The sequence below is a fragment of the Halorientalis salina genome, from assembly GCF_005049285.1.
GTDB classification, from domain to species: domain Archaea; phylum Halobacteriota; class Halobacteria; order Halobacteriales; family Haloarculaceae; genus Halorientalis; species Halorientalis salina.
Window position 1 is genome coordinate 44,923 of record NZ_SOSC01000014.1, and the last position, 21,420, is coordinate 66,342.

The following is a 21,420-nucleotide window of genomic DNA, read 5'->3' on the forward strand; positions in this document are numbered from 1 at the left end:
TTATCCGAAGCGTCTTTCCAGTCAACGGATTCCGTCTGGTTGGTCGACTGGTCTCTTTGCTCGCTCTGCTTGCTCATATTACCGATTCTCAATACGCATATTAATGCGTTCACCCTGATTATCAAAAAGACATAGTGACAATATAAGTAGCAAACCGATTATATTCGGGGTTGCGCTATTAGTGTCTAACCCACGGTCTTACAAGCAGTTTTTATGCTGATTAAGATTCAGTCTGCGGGCACGTATCATCAGGCGTAACATACGTTCTGTGAAGATACGTGAGAACGCTGTCGACGATCTTCGCGTCGTACGTCCAGGTCCCATAGAAGGAATTCTTATCACGCTCTTCGGCGAGCAGGGCACACTTTTGTGTCTCGTTTCCGCCCCCGTCGAAGACGACAAACCACATCTGTGCGATTTCGTCGATCTCGGCCGTGTGTACGTATCCACCATCGATAGCTGGCGGTGTGACATCTGGTACGCCGTACATGTGAACCTTGAGCCCATGTTGTGCAAGGGTCGTGTAGACTTCTTGCTGGGCGGTCATGAGTGAACACTGTTGGAATCCTGCATGGATCGTTCCAGAGCCGATTCTGCGAGCGCGGTCCTCGATCTCGCGCGACGCGTGGTGCATTTGCTCAGTATTGAAGGACGTGAATGTTGTTTCCTTGAGATGTCCGAGAATATGTTCGTACTCCGCATCCGAGACGCCAGTAGCATCCCCAGAGGACGGTGATTGATTTACAAGCTTCCGCAGTGTCTCCACAGCGACGAGAGCCAAAACCTCTTCATCGGTACTGAGAACAGCAATATCTCTTGGAGAGCCAGACGGCGTTTGGTAGCTGGAAATTCTGACGTTCTGCGTCTCAAAGAATGTCTGGAGTTGCTCATGGATGGAATCAGAAGCGTCGATATTGAACAACGCTAGCTCCTTTTCGAGTGTTCTAATGAGTTCGATCGTCTCTCGAAGGTCCATATGTCCCCATACACCAAGACCGGTTTATAAATACATACGTTTTCATATCATATTTGATATTTCATGATGTATGCGTTAGGTACTCAGACAGAAGTAGAGTATAACTCGAAATTATGCTGTATTCACTCCCCGTATCTTTCACCGGTTCACCTACCAATAGACTGGGAGATATCACTGTTTCACTGCGTTCGGTAAGGTCCGTGACAGTTATTCCACTGAATCGATAGACTGGCCACCACCGAACGGATCGAGTCGCTGACCGAACACCAGTCTCGAAATGTCGTATCCACCAGTGGAATCCCCGGTATCGGGCGGGACACTGGGTTTAGGTGCTGAATAGATTACTCCCGGTCAGTACAGTATCTTATACACTCTCCGTGTTCGTCGCGCGGAATAATTACAACACTACCACAGATGACTCTCACCGATGATACATTCTACGAACTCCTGGGAAACGAACGACGCAGAGCCTGTCTCGAACGACTCGTCGAGTCCGGTACGGAGTGGTCCGTAAGCGACCTTTCCAGGGCGGTGGCGGCAGACATCACTGACTCGTCGACCTCGCCGGAGGAGATCTACGACAGCGTCTACATCTCCTTGTGTCAGAACCATCTGCCGAAACTGGACGAAGTCGATCTCATCGAGTACGACCTCGAGGCCAAAACCGTCAGGCCCGGTCCCGGCCTACCCGCCATCGCGAACCGTCTCCCGACGAGTCAACCTGCAGCAACCCCGGAGTCGGCCAGGATGACAATCGTCGCGATAAGTTCTCTAACGGTGGTACTGGCTGGAGCAGCAGCGGTCCTCTCCTCGAACGTCGCTCGTTACCCGCTCGCAGTTATGCTGGTGGTTCACCTCAGCACGATATTTCTACTGGGCTTTCGACAGTTTCGGAGCCAGTCCGGGTAGCAAATACTCGATTCCAAGCGGACGAATGAATTGACAGTCACGGATATCACTGCTTCGCGGGAAAATCGACATCCCACCGACGCCGTCAGGGTAGTATCGTCAGGTAGCAGGCGATGCGACGCACATCGACACCTCGTCGTTCGTGTAGACGACGGCCCTGGAGGGGCGACAGAGTCGGTTCGGGTGGATGTTTCTGATTTCACCGACACCCCGACTGTTGAGGAAGTAGGTCGCTGCCCGGGTCTGTTCCTGCCGATAGACGACGATATCGTGCGTGACGGGTTCGGAGTCGTTGATGGTGGCTGTGTCGGCTGGGTAGGACTCCGTTCGGAAAAACAGCGTCTGATAGGGGTGGTCGGTGAACAACACCTGGTCCCGGCGGATGTCGTCCCCCTCAGGCGAGCCAGTCATCCGCCCGATCGTGTGGACGGCATCGATTTCAGCCTGGGAGTAGGCCAACGACGCCTGCTGATCCTCGAAGGCCGGGTTGTCGATCGTTCCGTTGCTCGATATGAGCATCACGCTCGGGAACACCACCGCGAAGACGAGCACAATCCCGACGACGGCGTACCGGTTCAACTGGAGGGAGAAATACCGGAGTCCGATAACGGTGAGTATCACCATCGGCGCATACAGGAACGCGAACCAGCGCTGTGGGATGAAGTTCCGGATGCCGAACATCGGGAGGCCGAGGACGAACACGAGCATCACCGCAGCGCTGACCAGCAGTGTAAACACCGACTGGCGCGCACGACGGCGGTGGAGGACATACAGTGAGCCGACGAACGTTCCGAACAGGAGCAGGAGAAATCCGGTTGTGTTGACGTACGTCACAATCGTCTCGATCAGTGACGGGCCGCTGGCGGCCGCCGCCGCCCCGCTGCTGGCACCGGAGTCAGGCCCGGCGAGGTTCAGGACACCGGCGCTCGACGCCAGCGTTTCCTGCAGATAGCTCATCACCGTCACCAGGAAGGAGTTCCCGTTGTAGGGAGTGAACGACCAGAGAAACGCGGCGAGTCCGGCGTCGAACGCGACGAGTCCGAGCAGGTTCACGGGATTGCGGGCCCCGACCGCGTCAGAATCACTCGCGGAGCCGCCGAAGACGTCGAGCTTGAGGAGCAGGTAGGCGACCACGCCCGACCCGAGCAGGACGAGCATGATGAACGACGACACCTGGTGAGTGAGGATTATCCCGACGCTAAACAGGACGAGCAGGCCGAACTCCGTGAATCCGTAGTCGGTCCGCATCACCCGGACCGACAGGTAGAGCACGCCGAGGAACAGCATCAGGCCCATGCTGGTCGGAATGAGATGGATGCCCCATTCGATGACGTAGTCTCCCAGCGAGAACAGCAGACACGCGAGGACCGCCCAGCGTTGCTCGATCAGGAGGTTCGCCGAAATGTACACGGCCACGATCGAGATGGGCATCGTAAGCCCGAGCGTGAGATAAAGTGCCTCACGCAACGGCACGGCAGCGAGCAGCGAGGTGCCCACGACCAGCAGGTGATACAGCGGCGACGTGACGTGTTTGTCGTCCGAGATAGCCTCCAGTGACCCGGAGGTCTGGATGTCCTGGGCGAGTCGCGTGATATGCGTCCAGATATCGATGCCGATGAGGCCCGGATTGGCATACACTGCGCTCAGCCGAACGACGGCTGCCAGCAGGACGATCTGTATCAGTACCCGCCCAGCATCGAATCGGTTGTCACTGGCAAAGACGATTTGTCCGAACAGCAGGGTTCCAGTGACTCCCGCCACGTCGTAAAACAGCAGTGACCGGCCACCGGACCGAACGGAGAGCAGGACGAGCAGCGACAGACAGCCAAACACCAGTATCGGAAGTGTCCGCTGAATTCCCGGAGAGAGGGATGGAAGGCCGGTACTGCTGCTGGTCTCACCATAGCTGGCGACCAGGTACAGGAGACAGGCCACTCCGAGGACCGGGGGCACTGTCTTGATGTATATCTGTGAGGCGAAAAACCGCAACGGGAACAACAGCAGGGCGAGGACGAGCCCTGCAACGGCGGCAACGAGGTCAAATCGGAGGGGGGAGAATTTCCGATGCAGTCTGTGCCGGATGCTGCTCACGCCGGTACCTCCCGTCGGTCGAGCGCGGACGCATAGAGCGTCTCGAGTTCGCGGCCGAATCGCTCGGGATGCAGGGTTTCGATTGTGTCCCGGCCGTTCGGTCGCCACTCGTTCGAGAGGATTACTTCGAGCGCACCAGCCAACTGGAGGTCCGACTCACAGACCGCACACTGTTCGATACCGTCGAGTGTCTCCCGGACGAAGCCGACATCTGTCGAGACGATGGGGACGTTACACGCGGCGGCTTCGCGGACGATCATCGGGCCGCTCTCGCGCTTCGAGGTCACGAGGACGGCATCGCTCGCGTTCAGATAATAGGGCATCTCCGCGTAAGCTTTGCCACTCACTGTTCGGAGTTCGGCATCGATATTGGCTGCTTCGACGATACCTGCGGCCCGTTCGAAGTCCTTCTCCGGGCGGCTGGGGTCGTACGGGAACAGGATGTCGGCCGAGTCAGCCTCCCAGCCGACATATGCCTTTGCCGTCGCCCGCTCGATTGGCTCGAACACGTCAGTGTCGACGGGGAACGGAATGTGTGTGTACGGGGAGTCCAGGAACTCACCCATCCGCTCGCTGGGGAGTATCACTCGGTCGGAGAGTCGCGCACTGGCTCTGCTCAATTTCGTCTGCCAGCCCCGCTGACTCATGAGTTCACTCCCCCAGAAAGTGGTCACGACCGGACGGGTGGGCTGGGCGAGCGCGAACGGGGCCGTCAGTCCGTGATTCGCGTGGACCAGGTCGTAGGAATCCAGGCCGTGTTCGAGCACCTCGGGATAGTACTGGAGGTACTCAGTCAGTGTTCGCGGGTCGTCGGCTGTGTACTCCCCAGGGACCTCAAGAACAGTACACTCGATTCCACGAGACCGGAGGGCCGCGATCTGTTCTTCGAAAAACGAGCGCCGATACGTTGTGAGTTGTAGCGTTCGCATTCGTTTAGTCAGATGTTCCAGGGATTGGATCGGGGGTGGCCGCCTTGGACGGACGGTCCACCGCCGGGGTTAGTTGGTCAAGAATGACGTCAGTGGTATCGAGTTTATCCGCCAGGAGCATCTCGCGTCGTCGCTCCCACTCCTCGGTGTCGGTGTCGAGAAACCTCCGGGCGACTTCGAGCGTTCGCCGCCCCCGGTCGTCCCCGGAGCAGTTGGCGACCAGCCCGTACGACGATTCGATGTCCTGGAGGTATCCCAGTTGGAGTGTGCTGACGTAGACAGCGGGCGTTCCCAGGACAGCACACTCGGCAGCCGTGGTCGCGCCTTCACCGACGTAGAGGTCGACTGCGGCCAGGAGGTCGTGGAAGCGCTCTGGTGCCAACGAGAACAGTCGAGTCGCGACTGCAGCAGGGACCTCACCTTCGGCGGTGACCAGCACGTCCGCACCGTCAGCTTCGAGCGCTTCGATGAGCGCGAGCGGATCCGAAACACCGCTGGCCCCGATGTCGTGTGAGGAGCCCCAGTCTCCCAGTCGAAGGAGGACGATCGGGCCATCCGGGTCGACGTCGAGGTCGGCGAGCACATCGGCCTCGTCCTGGGGAGTGAACCGGTCGGGATGCAGGTACGCGAGTTCGTGGTAGGACGGGTAGCGAACGTGAGCGGCTCCGATATCGCCACTGAAACAGTCGGGCGTACAGACCGTATCAGCGAACGGGAACGCCAGTCGCCGGATGAGCGTCGCGTGTTCGGTGTCATAGAACACTACACTCCGGGCATCGGTCACAGATGCGACGTGGGAGACCGCAACGCCACCGATGGCTGTCATGACATCGGGGTCGAACGCGCGGGCCGCCCGCAGGAGTCGTGCCTCGTAGACAGCCTGGGCAGCCGCGAGCGACGGCAGTGAGTCGGCCGAGCCAGCGAGGAGTTCGTACTCGATATCACACCGGTCGAGGAGTTCGACCGAGGACTCGTTGTCGCGGGCGAACACCCGGACCTCGTGGCCCTGATCGGTTAGTTCCGCGATGGCATGTTTGAAAAAGTGGACGTGCCCGGCGTGTTGGATCGTGACGATGACCTTCATTCGCGGACCACCGTGGGCTCGTCGTCAGTGTCGACCAGCAGGGCGATCAGCGAGGCGACGATGCCGAACAGGAACAGAAGGGCCGCCCCAGGCCACGTTCTGGACACCTTCGCGGCGACGGGCTGGACTGCACGCCAGGCGGTCTGCCCGATCGAGAGCAGCCCCAGCGCGAACCCGAGCATTCCCAGCACGTAGAGTACCGGGAGATGTGCCTTCCCGTCTTGCCCCTCACGGCGGATCCGCCAGATGAACGACCGGAGGATCGTTTTCGCGGTCCGGGGAGCAAAGCTGGAGAACGCTATCGTGCTCCGCTCGTCGCCGTAGATCGCGTCCATCGGGACATCCGCGACCCGAACCCCGTCGGCATTCAGCCGTGCGAGCAGGTCGTTGGGATAATCGTGATCGTCCGGGACGGCCGCCATGTCGACCGCCGACAGCGCTTCGAGGGAAATCGCCGTATAGCCGTTCTGCGGGTCACGAATCCGCCAGTAGCCGCTCGCTGGCTTCGTCAGCAGCGTCAGCATCCAGTTGCCGAGCAATCGGAACGGCGGCATCCCGTCGGAGGACCCGTCGCCTGCGAGCCGATTCCCCTTGGCGTAGTCGGCCCGCCCCTCGACGATGGGGGCGATGAGCGCATCCATTTCCTCGGGATCCATCTGTCCGTCGGCATCGATCGTCACGGTGATGTCCATCCCGTCGCGCTCGGCGAGCCCGTAGCCAGTTTTGAGCGTTCCCCCAGCACCTCGGTTGATCGCGTGTCTGACCGGAACCACGTCCAGGTCCCCGTGTCCGCTCCCGTCCGCCGCGATGACTTCGGAGGGGTCCCCGTCCTCGGGCGCTGGTCCCAGTATCGCTTCCCGTGAAGTCGTGTAGGCACAGATGGCGCCCCACGTGTCGTCGGTCGAAGCGTCGTCGATTGCGTAGACCCGGTCGACGTATTCCGGCATCGCCTCGATGACCTTGCCGACGCGGTCGGCCTCGTTGTACGCCGGCAGGATGACACCGACTGTGTGGTTGCGAAACATCTCAGATGCCCCGGTAAATGGCATCGGCAGGCAGTTGCGACGACTCGAACGTCCCGTACACATCGACGATAGCCGGCGGGGCGATGAGTTGGTCCGCGACAGCCGCAGGGTTCAGCCCCCGGAACTCCTCGTGAGGTGTCGCCAGCAGTAGCCCGTCGAACTCCTCGAACGAGAGGGAATCCAGCGCCGGGATATCGAACTGTTCGGTCAGCGTTTCGTTCGGTACCTGCGGGTCGTACCCGACGAGGTCGATGCCGTACTCTCGGAGCGTATCCAGCACCGCAGCGACCTTCGAGTTCCGGATATCAGGCACGTCTGGTTTGTACGTGAGACCGGCAACCAGCACACAACTGTCAGCGAGCGGCCGACCAGCCTCGGACAGCGCCTTCACCATCTGGTCGGCCACGTGGGCTGGCATCTCTTCGTTGACCTCCCGGCTCGTTCGGATGAGGTTCGCAACCGAGCCCTCGGCCTGTGCGCTGTGAAGCAAGAAGTGCGGGTCGACCGGGATGCAGTGACCGCTGACGAGCCCTGGGCCGTAGTCGTGGAAGTTCCATTTCGTCCCGGCCGCTGCCAGAACCGCCTGGGTGTCGATCTCCAGGTCGTCGAACACCATCGCCAGTTCGTTGACCAGCGCGATGTTCACGTCGCGCTGGACGTTCTCGACGACTTTGGCCGCCTCTGCAGCCTCCATCGTCGGGGCACGATGCACGCCCGCGTCGATGACATGCTCGTAGAGTTCCGCCACGTCCGCACGGACAGTGCTGTTCTGTCCGCTGACGATTTTGACGACGTTTCGCAGCCCGTGTTCCTCGTCCCCGGGATTGGCGCGTTCCGGCGAGTAGCCGACGGAGAACTCCTCACCGCATTCCAGTCCGGACGCGTCTTCGAGCGCGGGAACGAGTACTTCCTGGGTCGCCCCGGGATAGACAGTCGATTCGAGGATGACCGTCGTGTCGGGCGTCATGTGCTGGCCGACCGTCTCGGCGGCACTCTTGACGAACTCGACGCTCGGGCGGTTGTTCTGGTCCAGTGGGGTCGGGACAGTCAGCAATACGTAGCCTGCATTCGAGAGCGTTGCCGGGTCAGTGGTGAATGCCACGTCACCGCTCTTGACTGTCTCGTCCCCGAGGTCTCCCGTCGTGTCGGTTCCCTGGGAGAGTTGTGCGACCGTGTCGGCATCGATGTCGTAGCCGACGACATCGTAGCCCGTCTCGTCGAACCTGACTGCCAGCGGGAGCCCAACGTAGCCGAGGCCGACGACACACACGGTCGTCTCCTGTGGCACGATTTGCCGTGTTTCGTCGATTGGGGTGCGAGCGTCGACCGCCTGATTGCTTGAAAGCGAGTTCATGAAATCACAGATCTAATCGGCCCGGATTCCATCGGCGGCAGCGGAGACAGGCCGACCATGATTCATCACCGTCTCCGTCGGGGTTTCCTATATGGTCACTAAGGCTATCGACCGCCATTCCGCCGTATTTCGGCGAAAATACCTGCACACAAGCACGGATTCGCCGCCCAACGAGCAACTTCCTAAGCATGCGTCCTGCCACACCACCGGCGAACCGCTACGCGGGACGGGGTCAGGCCAGTGGCCTCCAGCGAATCCACGATTGCCAGGGCTGTGTCTCAGCCCGCTTAAATTTCAATTAAGAACGATGGATGACAGCCGCGGTCCGAATTGGTGGTTGATTGAAACTCGAATTCGGTGACAGGTTCCAGGTCTCGGTGTTGGGGTGTCAATAATAACGTGTGATGTGTTCGTATAGCCAGTATGGGAAAGCTGAAAAAAGCTCCATTGATTATTGGAACGGCGGTAGTTGGGATAGTCGCGTTTCGGTCCCTTCGCAAACGACGGTCAAGCGATACCGAAGCTGAACCCCGAGAGGAAAACCGGGAGGACCCCGATACCGCGACCGAAAACCGGGAAGCCCCCGAAACCGCGACCGAAAACGCGAAAGCTGCGGTTGAACACGCCCGCCAGGCAGCGCATCAGACGAAAAACAGCTTACCGCGAACGTCGAGATAAAAGTGGGGGAGGTCGCTGCCGTCACCGCGAGGCTGTTCATCGGGCCGAGATGCTGACGGCCCGTTCGGTTTTCTGACGGGGGCAATTCGGACGCGTTCTCTGCAGTTCCCAGACCGCGTTCTGCCCTTCAAAACGGAGTTCTAACGCGTCGAAATCCGATTCAAGCAGTCGACTCGTTCGTGTGTGTTCGAGCATAGCAATCGAAGACGAGTTTCGCGCCGCCGACGACGACGGGGCCGATGAACAGACCGACGGCACCGAACACGACGAGCCCACCGAAGATGCCGATGACGATGATCGCGGAGTTCAACGCGCTGGACCGGCCGATCAACGCGGGTCGAAGATACAGATCCGAGACGCTGATGAGCATGCCGTATATGGCTATTGCCACGCCCGCAACCGGTCGCCCGGCTGCGACCAGATAGAGCACAGCTGGAATCCACACCCCGAACGCACCGACCAGCGGGAGCAACGTCAGCACGAACGTGGCGACTGTGAGAAAGATCACGGCGGGGAGGCCGGCAATCGCCAATCCGGCCCCGAGTAGCACCGCCTGAATTACCGCAACGAGAACGTTCCCGACGACTGATGCCCACATGAGCGCATCAAATCCCTCGCGAAGTTCGTCCAGAACGTCCCCATCAATCGGCAGGACCCATTGGACCCACGCCACCAGTTTCGCTCCGTCGCGCAATAGGGCGAACAGGACGAACAGAGTGATCGTCAGTCCGATGAACAGCCCTGGCAAACTGCCGACGAAATCGAATACGCTCGACGTGACCGTCTGGAGGGCACTGGCAATCCGGCCCTGATTCGACCCGTACAGAGCGGTGAGATCGACGGCGTAGCCGGCAGTTTCGATGAGGTTCTCGATCGATGCGACGTCGAGTTGACCGCTCCTGACGGCCCGCTCGAGCATCAGTGACTGTCGGACGGCGACTAGTACGACGAAAATGAGGGGGATCAGGACGAGGAGTAACATCCCCACGACGGTGGCAAGTGCCGCGAGCGTGGGTCTGAGATACTGTTCGGCCCGGTGCTGGACAGGGAGAGAGATGTATGCGAGAACCACACCGAACAGGACGAACTGGAGATACGGCAGGAAAACGAAAAGTGCGAGAAGGCCGGCCAACAGTGCGAGCGCGGTCAGTCCGGACTGCCCAACGAAGCTCGTCGGCGGTTCGGGCCTACTTGCCATCGTCTCACAACACGTGACCATATGTTTCAATCATCAGCATTTTGATCAGAGAATACGTGTTGATAAACCGGGTGAAAGTGGTAGGAGAGCTGATCTGGCATGTCGTGCTGGGTAGATACGAAAGGTCGCGGATAGAGAGAAGACGGGCACACCAGGACAAATACGTCATCTGCTAGTGACTAGCTGACACATAATAATATGCCCAGTGCCAGCATATACGGCCATGATCTCTCTACGAGCTCTCGTCGTTAACGCGGTCGTCGGCCTGATTGCCCTGATCATCGCGAACGCCGTCGGTCTGGGCGTCCAGATCTCACTCATCACACTGCTGGTGTGTGCTGTTTTCGGGGTCCCCGGGGCGATCCTGGTGATACTGCTCGCAGTGTTTGATATCGCCTTCGTGGCCGCGGTCGTTCCGGCGCTCCTCGGTTGAGACCGGCCCGAAGACGGACACCCGCGCTTGGCGTCGAAACTAGCTGGGGGAATTCTGGGCGTGCTGCACCGACAGTTGAGTTCTCACTCACCCGCCCTGGCCGCTGTCTGTTGCTGGTGCTTACGGATTACGCCGTATTTTCGATGTGGTCGGACGCTTGCCGGACTGGCGTGGCTATCGGGGGTGGCTGGCTGTTCGGACACTGCTGGCCGGCGGTCGGGTGCACGATCAGAGTTGGACGGGGTGTCAGTGAGTAGCGGATCAAATCTTCTGTGGACCCGTATACACCAGACCGATCCCGGGGACGCTACCCGATATCCAGCCTGGATTCTCGAAGGACAGCGTTGACAGCACCGCCGAGCAGGACAACGATACTGGCGAAGTACAGCCACGTGACGAACAGGAGGACGGCACCGATCACTCCGTACGCTGCGTAGCGAGTGGCGTTCCCCGCGTAGATTCGGAACCCGATCTGTAGAAGGACCCACCCGCTAGCGGCGACAGCTGCCCCCGGAAACACCCCTCGGATCGACACGTCAACCGGCGGGAGCACGTAGTAGATCGGCAAGAACGCGAGTCCGAGAACGCCGATCAACAGTAGCGACCCGAGAGCATCAATAAAGGGTATTTCGGGCGGCAGGAGCGAGAGCACGACGCCAACGGCGACGAGCAGTCCGATGGCGCACGTGATGCCGACCACCACGACGAAGCCGTTCCGGACCTGTTCGAGCAGCGATGTGTCCGCGTCGTCGAGGTACAACTCGTCGAACGCATGGTCGAGGCCGCGGAAGAGTTTCAGAGCACTCCAGACCAACCCGAGGAATCCGACGACGGACGCAGCCCCTCGGCCGGAGGTCTCTGTGAGCGCCTGCGTCACACTGTCCTGGCCCGCTGAGGAGAGTTGCTGGCTGAACGTGGCCGTCACGCGGCTCACCAGTGCGTCGCCACCGACGAACGAGGCGACCGCCACAGCGAGCAGTATCAGCGGGATGATCGAGACGAAGGCGTAGAAAGCGAGCGCGGCCGCCAGATACGTGAGATTGCGGTCCACTGCGAGCGCGAAGACGCCACGGATGGTCGAGCCAGCACTCTCCAGGGGAGCGGGAACGTACCGGCGAATCGTGGTATCACTGCTCATCGTATTTTTCGCATACAGAGACCCAGCGCTCCCGGCGGTTAATTATGCGATTCGTAACATCGCCGGATGGCAAGCCCCGGCAGGGCAGGCCGCCGATATGTCGGCATCACTCGGGATTGTACTTGACCGTGCCCGTCCAGACGCCGTAGATGTCGTCCCACTGGCTGTCCTCATCGAAGAGGCGCACTTTGATGTCCAGTTCGCCGCGCTCGAACTGCTCGAGTCCCCGTTTCTCCATCCGGATGGAGAACGTTCCATTCTCTCGCATCTGGAGGTTGTCCATCCGCGCGAATCGTTGCTCATTGACGTAGACAATGAAGTATGGCTCGCCCTCGACATCGCCGTGGCTCGCGGGGTCGACGTTCTCCATCCGAGTGTCCGCGGTCACCTGGAGGTCGAAGTTCGCGTAGCCCTCGCCGTTCCGGCGCGGTTCCGTGTTCACGAACTGGACATCGGGGACCCGCCCTGGTTCGATCTTGTTTTCGAGGTGTCGGTTCGGAGGTCTCGGTTGACTCCACGCCGGGTACGCGGTCGAAGTCTGGTCCGGTGCTTGCGTCGACATATCCGATTGTCCCGAAGGGGTCGTTGGTATGGCTGTCCGATCCGGCATGTCCGTCGACGTCGACGAATCTCCTGCCGAGATCAGACTTGCACAGCCCGCAGACAACACAACGATCACCAGCACCAGGATCGCCAGGGGATGGCTCTTCATACAGGGGTCTTTGCAGGGCACTCGGACTTACTATAGAGCCGATAATTTCGACACGAGCGGATAGAGACCCGTTTTCGAGCCAGTGGTTGAACAGGTATTCAGGTACGTGACCTCCTCCCCGTCGTGAACGGAGAGGGATCGAAGATCCCTCAGGCAGTCGGCCGGAGGCCGACGACGACCGGGCTTCCCGTACCACAGCGTTGGAAGATTTGCTGGTTTGCAGACCGGTCGGCATGACCAGTCTCCTGGCGGGGCCAGACCGTCGTTACTCCTATCCACAGGGGATTCGGAGTTACCGTGCTATGGGAATCCAGCGGCCCGAAGGGGATTCCTTCGAACGTAGATTCACCGAATCCGATATTATCCGTTTACTCGGGCGGTCAAGCCGCCTCGGCACGTGTCATGCAACGGTCCGGAGAAACATAAATCTCCAGCTTGCACCAACCACGACGGTTGTTTCACGGAGCTTACGCGATTCACTCCCGCCGTAAACGGCGCGATTCTTTCGCTGAATCAAGATAGCTTCCCCGTCATACCGTAGTCAGTCCCATAAATTGCCTGTCAGTGTGATTTATCTGACCCATAACAAACCGTGCGATGGGACGTATTTGAACCGTGACGATACGCGAAACATACATACGGGGGCTGAAGTTCCGGCAGTTTCTCGAAACTGAAGCGGATACCTATGACTCGTACGATATATCACTTCGACGACGGTTGTGGCTGTGGCGGCGCGGGTTCCTCAGTCGGTCGGATGCGATCTACGACCTCGATGATGGACACCATCGAGCGTACCTGACCGATTTCGAGCGTTTCGTCCGAACGCCGCTGATCAACGGCGAGTGGAACGTGACGCTCACGAACAAACTCATCTTTCACTGGATGATGGAGCGGTTCGACGCCCAGCAGACGACTGTCTACGGGATGGTTCGGAACGACCGGTACTTGCCCATCGACACGGACCAGGGTCCCCAGCGCCAGGTCATGGCTGCGGTCGGAGCCGACGGGCTCACCGGATCGGACACGACAGAGAGTATGCTCGCTCCCGAGGGACGTCGCAGCAATGGCGGGACACCCGAACAGAACGGGGATGCGCCTGCGAAGTCCCAGCCCGGCGCTCCACGGCAGGTTCGCGAGCGTCTCGATGCTGACGGTCGCCTCGTCCTGAAATGGATCAAGGGCGGCGGGGGAAACAACGTCTACATCTGTTCGACGATAGACGGGGGCTACCGGGTCAACGATGAACGGCTGACGGGAGAGGAGTTCGAGACCCTGGTCGAGGGGCTACAGGAGTACCTCGTCTGTGAGTTCGTCGACCAGAGTCCCTTTTTCTCGGCTGTCTATCCAGACACCACGAACACGCTCCGGATTATCACGATGTTCGACGAGACGGCGGGAGCGGCATTCATCCCCATCGCGATCCTCCGTGCCGGAACGGATCGGTCAGTCCCGGTCGACAATTTCTCGGAGGGTGGTCTCAGCGCGGAGGTCGATATCGAGACCGGGAAGTTGGGGACAGCCCTCCAACTGCGTAACCAGACCGACCTCGTCGAACACGACGAGCATCCCTTGACGGGGACCCAACTTGCGGGTGTCACGATTCCCGCGTGGACGGAAATCCGCGAGAAGATACTCGCGATTGCGGAGGCGAATCAACAACTGCCCTACGTCGGATGGGATGTCGTCCCCACCGACGACGAGGGGAGCTTCAAAATCATCGAGGGGAACCGGTATCCGGGAATGCGGTCCCTCCAGAGCCATCGGCCCCTGCTCGCCGACGAGCGCGTTCGGTCGTTCTACGAACGCCACGACGTTCTCGATCGATAGTCATGTGCTGACCGCCACGGGTATGGTTGCCTGTGGCTGTCTGCTTCTTTTCGAGCGATAAAAGAGAACGTTGTACGCTCGGACTATTCTATGTAGCCGAGTTCGGCCAGGCGCTCTTCGACATCCTCGCCGACTTCTGCCCCCTCTTTGGAGACGTGGGAAGGGTAAGATTGGGTACCAATTCCATCGACAACAGGAAGGACTCGGCCGTCCATCGCTTCGTGGGCCGGGAGACCGAGTGCAGCCATAATCGTCGGTGCTACGTCGAAGAGATGTGCCCCGGTCAGGTCGGCGTCGGTATCGATGCCGTCTCTCGCCGCCACGAAGATGCCGTCGCGTTTGTGATTCCAGGGTTCCGTGGACTCGCCGAAGTACGCATCGGCCGGCTCGGCCGACAGGAAGTGCTGGAAATCCTTGGGCACGGTCACGACGTCGACCGCGTCCTCTGCCCGTGGTCCGTCGTAGTACACTTCCCGCGGTGCGACCGTCTCGAAGACCGGCTCGCCATCGGGTGCGGTGGCCGCTTCGAGATCGTCGATGAGGTTCTCCCGGACCGCGTCGTAACGTCGCGGCGGGACCACACCGTCCGGTTCGCGGCCCCGGAGATTGATCCGAACGCCGAGTTCGGTCCGCAGGCGCATGTACGCCGTCGAGTTCTCGAAATCGACCTGTTCGTTACCGGTTCGAGCGACGTTCCGGGGCGCGTGTCGCTTGGCGAACTCGTCGAGGCCGATCGCTTCGAGGACCGCACCGATTCGCCGGGCTGTGAGGCCAACGGTCGCGGCCGCGGCCGCTGCACGCTCGACCGTGCTCGGTTCCCACGTTTCGACTTCCTCACCCTCGTGGAGCTGGTCGCGCATGACGTTCCACGTCGGCATTCCTTTGCCACCGTTCGTGGTTTCGACGTAGCCAGCGTCTTCGAGGAAGGTGTTGACGCGGAACTCGTCTTTCTCGTAGCGGCCCATTCCGTGGTCGCTCGCGATGAAGACGTTGTCGGGGTCGTGTTCGTCGAGGATCTGGCCGATCTGGTCGTCGGCCGCCTCGTGGACGGTTTTGACCTTGTCCCAGTCGCCGTCGAACTCGTGGAAGACGGTGTCGGTCTTCTGGAATTCGACGAAGCCGAAGTCGGGATCGAACCGGTCTGCGAGATACCGGAACGCCTTGCCACGCATTCCGATGAGGCGGCAGTACTCGGCTATTTTCTCCGAGTCTGGGATGCTGGAATCCCCTCGGGTGTAGTCGGGATAGACCCGATACTCGCCGATTTCGTCGCGGACGTCGTCCAGAATTCCCTCGGGGTGGGATGGCGGGTCTTCCGGCCCCATGAATCCCGGGACGATTGCCCCGTCGATATCGTCCGGTGGATACGTGACGGGGACGTTGACGACGACGCTCGAGAGGTCGTGGTGGTCGAGCAGCGTCCAGAGTCGATGTGCCTCGACGTCGTCGGCCGTCGAGAGTTCGAAGTCGTAGCCGTCGAATCCGACGAAACTGTAGACGCCGTGTTTGCCCGGGTTCACACCCGTATACATCGACGGCCAGGCGCTGGGCGTCCACGGCGAAATCTGCGATTCGAGGGGGGCACAGGTGCCCGCCTCCCGAAGTGAATCGATGTTCGGGATACACCCTTCCGCAGACAGTCGATCGAAAACCGAGCCACACCCAGCGTCGATACCGATGAGCAGCGTATTCATATTTCAACACTTATCATGATTATTCAATATGTGACGTACCCATACTTCGGCCCCCGAATACGTTATTACTCCCTCGCTAAACGCTTTGAAAACGGCCCACAGACGGGTTCAGCCACATCGGCAGAGAACGGCTCGGGAAACAGGCGGCGCACCCACAGGGAAAATACTATCAAACAGACTGTGATTTTGCGAGGGAACTACTGGGACTCGTCGGCGTCGAGTAACAGTGTCAGCAACGTTCGCTCGGCGACGCGCAGGTGTCGGTTGAGCGTTGGTTGAGTGATGTCGAGCAGTTCCGCGACCTCCTCGGCAGTGTGTTCCCGTGGCCACTCGAAGTAGCCGCTCAGGTAGGCCGTCCGAAGGGCCTGGAGCTGGCGGTCAGTCACGCTCTGCTCGAAGGCGGTCCGGAACCGATGGGTCTCACCCGCCGATCGGTCCCGCTGTGAGCGCGACTGCAAGGAGATTCCGGGATAGGTCCGTTCCAGTGTCTCGATGAACTGGCGGACATCGGCATCGACGGGAAGTGTCACGAGAACGCGTGTGCTGTCGCTGTCTGCGATGATCTTTCGAAGGGTCGCTCCCTGTTCGACGAGTCGGGTGACCAGCGAAGTCCCCTGAAGAACCACCTTGAAAAGGACTGATTCGTCCCGGTCTCTCCGTGTGACCGACGAGACAGCCGTTTCGGCTTCGAGTGAGGATTTCACCACACTGGCATCCGCTCCCGACACCAGCAGGAACGCCAGCAGCGACTCGTCCCGGGGGATAATCCCCTCCAGTTCCACCGTTGTTCCGACAGTCCGGGCCACCCGTCCGAAGAGGTCCGAGCCGACAGGGAGTTCGAGGTCGAGGTCGGTGACGGTGTCGGCCATCAGTGCCCGTTTCCGCTCGAAGGCTCCGAGGCCGTGGGCGACTGCATCGCCGACGTCCTCGAACACCTGCTCCGTGAACTCGTCGAACGCACCGGGAGTCGACGCATACACCGAGAGGACACCGAACAGCCGCTCCTCGTTCAGGAGCGGGACGCTCAGAACGGACTCGAAGCCACGAGCGAGAGCGTGCTCGCGCCACGGTTCCTGCCCCTTGTCACCTCCTGCCGAGATATCGTTCTCGACTGTATGGGTGCGCGAGTGAGCGGTTCTGACTGCTGGCTCGTCGGGTTCGGTGAGCGTCCGACCGATGGCGTCGAGATATCCCCGATCACGACCCGCCTGTCCCAGTGCTTCGAGCCGCTCCGGGTGGTCTCCCACGGCCCCGATCCAGGCGAACAGGATCCCCTCGGTGTCGGCCAGTTCCTCGCACACACCGCGTTCGAGGCGCTCACGGGTGTCGGCTCGGGTGATTACCCGCTCGATTCGCAGCAGCATGTCGGTGATGTGGCCGAGCCGTTCGAGCTGGGCCGACTCCGCTTCGAGTTCCCGCTCTCGCTGTTTCCTGCGAGAGATATCCCGAACGACGCCAACGGAGTAGTGGTCTCCCCGGCAAACGAACCCGCCGATAGACACGCCGATATCGAGGTCACGACCGTCACGGTGTCGGCCTCGAAGCTCGACGTACTCCCGGTTGAGTGTCAGTTCGTCCGTCTCGACGGCGTCATCGACCGGCGCCAGGTGCCGGTGTGCCTCGTCGTCCGGCATGAGCCTGGGCAGTGACTCACCGACCACTTCCTCGGGCGTGTATCCGAAAATATCGGCCACGCTCGCGTTCGCATATCGGATGACGCTGTCCGTATCGACGACGACAATCACATCCGAGACCGCCTCCACGAGCGCCTGGAACTGCGGTTCGCCTGGACCGTGCCACATCCCAGTCGGTTCCAGTGCTCGCTTGACGCGAGCCCGCAGTACGTCCTCGACTGCAGGGTCGGTCCCGAATCGGACGACCTCCGTCACACCGGCGGCGATAGCGTCACGTTCCTCGACCGCCGACACATCTGTGCCGACGAGAACGAACGGCAGGTCCGGGTCCATCTCACGAACCTGTTCGAGGAGTGTGCGCCCAGTCCAGTCTGGGAGGACTGTGGCACTGACGACGATGCCCACGTCAGAATCGGCTTCGAGACGCGTCACTGCCTCGGCGGCTGTGTCGACCGGAGAAACGGACAGCTCCTCACCCTCGATCTGTAGCGACGTGAGAGCCTCTGAAATCCGAGTCGTTCCCCCGACGACGAGAACGGTGACCGGCTGATCTGCTGTTTCGTGTGCGAATCGAAACGACATCCCCGCTCACCGGCGTCCATCCCCTGGTATGGGGTGTTGCAGGTATTGTGATGTGTTCCCGGGGGTCGGTCCCCTTTGTCCTGTCGTGACCGCGGACCGCTCGACCGACAGTGCGGACTCCTGGGCTGACAGCTGATCCATCTGGTTGCAGAGCAAACGGCGACCAGCCGGTTTATTAGCAGGTCCGTAGGTCAGCGCTTATCGACCGTCTAATAATCCACACAGGCACCGATGCACGGATATACATGCGTCGGCGCTACATTCGAGATATTTTACCTGTGATGACATGGATGGAGAGACTATCGGACGGTTCCGTCGGTGGACAGGTTGTTGTGGACGAGAGACGATGAGATTCCGTCGAGTGCTCTCGGTACTGCTCGTGGCGGGATGTCTGTTCGCGTTTACGAGTCTCGCGGGCTCGCTCGATTCCTCGATATCGGGTACCCCAGACGACCTCATCGATGTCGACAGCGGACTGCTGCCGATAGATTCGGGCCAGGTGAGTGATGTCAGTGACTCACTGAACGAAGCGGAGCAAAGCTCGGAGAACAGCGATTCGTCGAGTGCTTCCTCACAGGATGCCCCACCAACCGAGGATGGCTCGGCGGCAGCCAAGACACCTGGGTCCGGCGACGAGACAGTTACCGCCGATGCGGAACCGCAGGGCGGAGCCAAGGGTCAGAGCGACGATGGAGGGTCAGACAGCAGTATGCAACAGGACGACGGACCGGGTGACAAAGAGGGTTTCGGACCGGCTGAGCGAGGGCAGACACTGCTGGAGCGGCTGCTGCAGGTGCTCGAACAGTTGTTGCCCGTCTTCGTTGGGCTGCTGTTGCTGGGAGCGGTCGCGCTGCTCCTGCACTATCGTGACAGGATATGGAGCGCCATTGTCCGGTATCTCGGGCCCTACATTCCATGGGGTGGAGAGACGACAGGTAGCAACTCCCCGCTGTCCCGGCCACCGGCGAATGGGATCGAGCGAGCGTGGCTCGACATGGTACGGAGTGCGGACGTCGATGTCGACTCGTCGGCGACACCACGAGAGTATGCCAGTGCGGCCGTCAGTGGTGGCCTCCATCAGGATCCGGTCTGGGAACTGACGGACCTGTTCGAGCGCGTTCGCTACGGGAGAGGGGAAATTACACCCAAAGACGTGACCCACGCAGAGCGCTGTCTGCGTGAGTCGAGCGGGAGATCGGAAGGCGGTCTCGATGGCTAGTGGCTCGATCGACTCTGACGGGTCGAACTGGCGACACGTCGTCCTGGGTGCAGGGGGGATCATCGCGCTCGTCGCCCTTTTCCTCGTCGCCGACGACATCGCAGGACCCGCCGGGACGCTGCTCCGTACGGCGGTCGACAACGAGTACCTCCTCGCGATGGCATTGGGGGCTGTCGCACTCCTCCTCGCTGGGTTGGTGTTTTTCACTGGACGTAATCACCTCGACACGACGAGTATGCCAGCAGCCGAAAAACCGGTTCCAGCCTCAACCCCGGGCGACCCACTGGAGTCCCAACTTGATAGTCTCAGAGCCTGGATTCCGATGCTCGGCACGGACTCCCGGACGGAGGCTCGAACACGGCTGCGACGCGCGACCGTCCTGGCGGTCGCAGCAGACCGCGGGTGTAGTAACTCCGCAGCCACCCAGGCGGTCGACGAGGGGACCTGGACCGACGATTCGGTCGCGGCCCGGTTCCTCGGAACCGATGGACACCGTTCACCTGGGGTCGTAGTCGCTGCGGCCACCCGTGGACAGACGCCACTCCACTACCGCGTCCGGCGGACGATACACGTTCTTGCTGCGATGGGCGAACCCATGGAGGAATCGTCGTGACCGACTCGCGTCGGACCCGGCGATGGCGTGGAATCATGGTTCTCACACTCGTCGCGGTGGGGGCTGGATTGCTCGCCAAACGCCCGGCGCTTCTGTTGGTGTCAGCGCTCGGTCTCGTGTTTGCCGCCTATCCCTGGCTCATGGCGGTTCCCAGCCCGCAACTCAGCGTTGACCGGCGTCTGAGCGAGGCGAATCCACAACCCGGCGAACCCGTCGACGTGACGACGACAGTCAGGAACAGCGGCACCCGACCAGTGTTCGACCTTCGGTTCGTCGACGGCGTCCCGCCGGCGCTTTCGGTCGTTGAGGGAACCCCCAGACTGGGGACCGCACTGCGGGCCGGCACCAGCGATTCGATCACGTACACGGTCGAGGCCGAACGTGGTCGCCACGCGTTCGAGTCGGCGACAGCCGTGGTTCGGGACCCAAGTGGTGGCACAGAAACCGAGACGCAGGTCAGTACCGACACGGAGGTCACCTGCACGACAGCTGTCTCAGACGCGCCGATCGGGTCACGAACAGTCGGGTCGAGCGGTCAAATTCCCGCCGACCAGGGTGGGAGCGGGACCGAGTTCTATCAGACCCGCGCCTACCGACGCGGGGACCCAGTCGGGCGGATCGACTGGAACCGCTACGCCCGAAGTGGTGACCTCTCCACCATCGAGTTCCGCGAGGAACAGGCAGCAACGGTGGTCCTGCTCGTCGACGCCCGAGCCGAGTCATATCGTGGCCGTGACGAGCAACCGCACGCAGTCGCCGACTGTGTCGCTGCGGCCCAGCAGTTACTCGAAACACTGCTCGACAACCGCAATCAGGTCGGCATCACGGCGTTCGGGCGTGCCGAGGCCTGGCTGCCACCGGGTAGTGGCCGGAAACATCGCCTTCGTGGGCAGCAACTCCTCACGAGCCATCCGGCGTTCGGAATGCATCCACCCGACCCCGAGTCAGTGCCGTCGCTGGCGAGTCAGCGAACGCGGCTCCGTGCTCGGCTGCCGTCGAACGCACAGTTGCTGGTTTTCTCGCCGCTGCTCGACGACGATATCGTCGAGGCCATTCGACAGTTCGAGGCAGAAGGCCACCAGGTGAGCGTCGTTTCCCCCGACGTGACAGTCATCGACGGGAACACCGGACGCACGCTCGCGGCCATGGAACGCGACCAGCGACTCCGAAGACTCAGGCAAACAGGCGTCACAGCCATCGATTGGGCACCTCAGCAATCGCTGTCGGCCGAAATCGACCGAGGCCATCACCTTCCAGACCAATGAGCTCCCAAACAATCAATTCGAGACCGACCCTGCTGAGCAGTACTGTCGCAGTTCTCGTG

At 60.8% G+C, this 21,420-nt stretch carries 17 protein-coding genes; 6 read left to right on the forward strand and 11 right to left on the reverse strand.

Going from position 1 to position 21,420, the window contains the following annotated elements; genetic code table 11:
- Positions 1–220 precede the first annotated feature (220 nt).
- A complete protein-coding gene (locus E2481_RS17180; protein WP_136718396.1) occupies positions 221–976 on the reverse strand; it encodes a DICT sensory domain-containing protein in 756 nt (251 codons plus the stop codon).
- 414 nt (positions 977–1,390) lie between these two features.
- Here E2481_RS17180 and E2481_RS17185 point away from each other — a divergent pair, with 414 nt between their 5' ends.
- The gene (locus E2481_RS17185) at positions 1,391–1,885 is read left to right on the forward strand and encodes a DUF7344 domain-containing protein (protein ID WP_136718397.1); all 495 of its coding nucleotides are present in this window, start codon (positions 1,391–1,393) and stop codon (positions 1,883–1,885) included.
- Positions 1,886–1,984: 99 nt separating this feature from the next.
- Here the strand turns inward: E2481_RS17185 and E2481_RS17190 are convergent, their stop codons facing one another.
- The 6 genes from E2481_RS17190 to E2481_RS17215 all read right to left on the reverse strand — a co-directional run bounded on the left by E2481_RS17190 (position 1,985) and on the right by E2481_RS17215 (position 10,244).
- Entirely contained in the window at positions 1,985–3,976 is a 1,992-nt protein-coding gene (locus E2481_RS17190) for a DUF2206 domain-containing protein (protein ID WP_250137867.1), read from the reverse strand.
- Entirely contained in the window at positions 3,973–4,905 is a 933-nt protein-coding gene (locus tag E2481_RS17195) for a glycosyltransferase family 4 protein (protein ID WP_136718398.1), read from the reverse strand. The genes E2481_RS17190 and E2481_RS17195 overlap by 4 nt, the downstream gene beginning before the upstream one ends.
- 4 nt (positions 4,906–4,909) lie before the next feature.
- The gene (locus E2481_RS17200) at positions 4,910–5,989 is read right to left on the reverse strand and encodes a DUF354 domain-containing protein (RefSeq protein WP_136718399.1); all 1,080 of its coding nucleotides are present in this window, start codon (positions 5,987–5,989) and stop codon (positions 4,910–4,912) included.
- Positions 5,986–7,014 carry a glycosyltransferase family 2 protein gene (locus tag E2481_RS17205; protein ID WP_136718400.1) on the reverse strand — a complete coding sequence of 343 codons (1,029 nt, stop codon included), beginning with the start codon at positions 7,012–7,014 and terminating at the stop codon, positions 5,986–5,988. Before E2481_RS17205 ends, E2481_RS17200 begins: the two co-directional genes overlap by 4 nt.
- A 1-nt stretch (position 7,015) precedes the next feature.
- On the reverse strand, positions 7,016–8,368 hold the full coding sequence (locus E2481_RS17210; RefSeq protein WP_136718401.1) for a nucleotide sugar dehydrogenase: 1,353 nt from the start codon (positions 8,366–8,368) through the stop codon (positions 7,016–7,018).
- A gap of 838 nt (positions 8,369–9,206) precedes the next feature.
- Complete coding sequence (locus E2481_RS17215; RefSeq protein ID WP_136718402.1) at positions 9,207–10,244, reverse strand: AI-2E family transporter; 1,038 nt, start codon at positions 10,242–10,244, stop codon at positions 9,207–9,209.
- A gap of 223 nt (positions 10,245–10,467) precedes the next feature.
- Here E2481_RS17215 and E2481_RS17220 point away from each other — a divergent pair, with 223 nt between their 5' ends.
- Positions 10,468–10,677, forward strand: a complete 210-nt coding sequence (locus tag E2481_RS17220; protein ID WP_136718403.1) for a pro-sigmaK processing inhibitor BofA family protein — start codon at positions 10,468–10,470, stop codon at positions 10,675–10,677.
- 307 nt (positions 10,678–10,984) lie between these two features.
- Here E2481_RS17220 and E2481_RS17225 read toward each other — a convergent pair whose 3' ends face one another.
- The gene (locus E2481_RS17225) at positions 10,985–11,815 is read right to left on the reverse strand and encodes a YihY/virulence factor BrkB family protein (protein WP_136718404.1); all 831 of its coding nucleotides are present in this window, start codon (positions 11,813–11,815) and stop codon (positions 10,985–10,987) included.
- A gap of 106 nt (positions 11,816–11,921) precedes the next feature.
- Positions 11,922–12,377: a hypothetical protein gene (locus E2481_RS17230; RefSeq protein WP_136718405.1), complete on the reverse strand. Its 456-nt coding sequence runs from the start codon at positions 12,375–12,377 to the stop codon at positions 11,922–11,924.
- A gap of 867 nt (positions 12,378–13,244) precedes the next feature.
- Between E2481_RS17230 and E2481_RS17235 the strand changes: the two genes are divergently transcribed.
- Positions 13,245–14,354 carry a sugar-transfer associated ATP-grasp domain-containing protein gene (locus tag E2481_RS17235; RefSeq protein WP_250137868.1) on the forward strand — a complete coding sequence of 370 codons (1,110 nt, stop codon included), beginning with the start codon at positions 13,245–13,247 and terminating at the stop codon, positions 14,352–14,354.
- 83 nt (positions 14,355–14,437) lie between these two features.
- Here E2481_RS17235 and E2481_RS17240 read toward each other — a convergent pair whose 3' ends face one another.
- Both E2481_RS17240 and E2481_RS17245 read right to left on the reverse strand, forming a co-directional pair.
- Positions 14,438–16,048 carry an alkaline phosphatase family protein gene (locus E2481_RS17240; protein WP_136718406.1) on the reverse strand — a complete coding sequence of 537 codons (1,611 nt, stop codon included), beginning with the start codon at positions 16,046–16,048 and terminating at the stop codon, positions 14,438–14,440.
- 197 nt (positions 16,049–16,245) lie between these two features.
- Positions 16,246–18,264 carry a bacterio-opsin activator domain-containing protein gene (locus E2481_RS17245; RefSeq protein ID WP_136718407.1) on the reverse strand — a complete coding sequence of 673 codons (2,019 nt, stop codon included), beginning with the start codon at positions 18,262–18,264 and terminating at the stop codon, positions 16,246–16,248.
- Positions 18,265–18,610: 346 nt separating this feature from the next.
- Here E2481_RS17245 and E2481_RS17250 point away from each other — a divergent pair, with 346 nt between their 5' ends.
- Genes E2481_RS17250 through E2481_RS17260 form a run of 3 tightly spaced genes read left to right on the forward strand, consistent with a single transcriptional unit; the run spans position 18,611 to position 21,361 of the window.
- The gene (locus E2481_RS17250; RefSeq protein WP_169302482.1) at positions 18,611–19,483 is read left to right on the forward strand and encodes a DUF4129 domain-containing protein; all 873 of its coding nucleotides are present in this window, start codon (positions 18,611–18,613) and stop codon (positions 19,481–19,483) included.
- Positions 19,476–20,096, forward strand: coding sequence for a DUF7269 family protein (locus E2481_RS17255; protein WP_136718409.1), 621 nt, complete (start codon positions 19,476–19,478; stop codon positions 20,094–20,096). The genes E2481_RS17250 and E2481_RS17255 overlap by 8 nt, the downstream gene beginning before the upstream one ends.
- A 35-nt stretch (positions 20,097–20,131) precedes the next feature.
- Positions 20,132–21,361 (forward strand): DUF58 domain-containing protein, encoded by a 1,230-nt coding sequence (locus tag E2481_RS17260; RefSeq protein ID WP_250137869.1) that lies wholly within the window; start codon positions 20,132–20,134, stop codon positions 21,359–21,361.
- The last annotated feature ends 59 nt before the right edge of the window (positions 21,362–21,420 follow it).

Bases quoted from the DNA above. Each gene is read 5' to 3' on its own strand.
- E2481_RS17255 (WP_136718409.1), top strand. From the start codon at position 19,476: ATGGCTAGTGGCTCGATCGACTCTGACGGGTCGAACTGGCGACACGTC.
- E2481_RS17215 (WP_136718402.1), bottom strand. From the start codon at position 10,244: ATGGCAAGTAGGCCCGAACCGCCGACGAGCTTCGTTGGGCAGTCCGGA.
- E2481_RS17195 (WP_136718398.1), bottom strand. From the start codon at position 4,905: ATGCGAACGCTACAACTCACAACGTATCGGCGCTCGTTTTTCGAAGAA.
- E2481_RS17230 (WP_136718405.1), bottom strand. From the start codon at position 12,377: ATGTCGACGCAAGCACCGGACCAGACTTCGACCGCGTACCCGGCGTGG.
- E2481_RS17205 (WP_136718400.1), bottom strand. From the start codon at position 7,014: ATGTTTCGCAACCACACAGTCGGTGTCATCCTGCCGGCGTACAACGAG.
- E2481_RS17260 (WP_250137869.1), top strand. From the start codon at position 20,132: ATGGTTCTCACACTCGTCGCGGTGGGGGCTGGATTGCTCGCCAAACGC.
- E2481_RS17240 (WP_136718406.1), bottom strand. From the start codon at position 16,048: ATGAATACGCTGCTCATCGGTATCGACGCTGGGTGTGGCTCGGTTTTC.
- E2481_RS17210 (WP_136718401.1), bottom strand. From the start codon at position 8,368: ATGAACTCGCTTTCAAGCAATCAGGCGGTCGACGCTCGCACCCCAATC.
- E2481_RS17185 (WP_136718397.1), top strand. From the start codon at position 1,391: ATGACTCTCACCGATGATACATTCTACGAACTCCTGGGAAACGAACGA.
- E2481_RS17180 (WP_136718396.1), bottom strand. From the start codon at position 976: ATGGACCTTCGAGAGACGATCGAACTCATTAGAACACTCGAAAAGGAG.
- E2481_RS17200 (WP_136718399.1), bottom strand. From the start codon at position 5,989: ATGAAGGTCATCGTCACGATCCAACACGCCGGGCACGTCCACTTTTTC.
- E2481_RS17245 (WP_136718407.1), bottom strand. From the start codon at position 18,264: ATGTCGTTTCGATTCGCACACGAAACAGCAGATCAGCCGGTCACCGTT.
- E2481_RS17225 (WP_136718404.1), bottom strand. From the start codon at position 11,815: ATGAGCAGTGATACCACGATTCGCCGGTACGTTCCCGCTCCCCTGGAG.
- E2481_RS17250 (WP_169302482.1), top strand. From the start codon at position 18,611: ATGAGATTCCGTCGAGTGCTCTCGGTACTGCTCGTGGCGGGATGTCTG.
- E2481_RS17220 (WP_136718403.1), top strand. From the start codon at position 10,468: ATGATCTCTCTACGAGCTCTCGTCGTTAACGCGGTCGTCGGCCTGATT.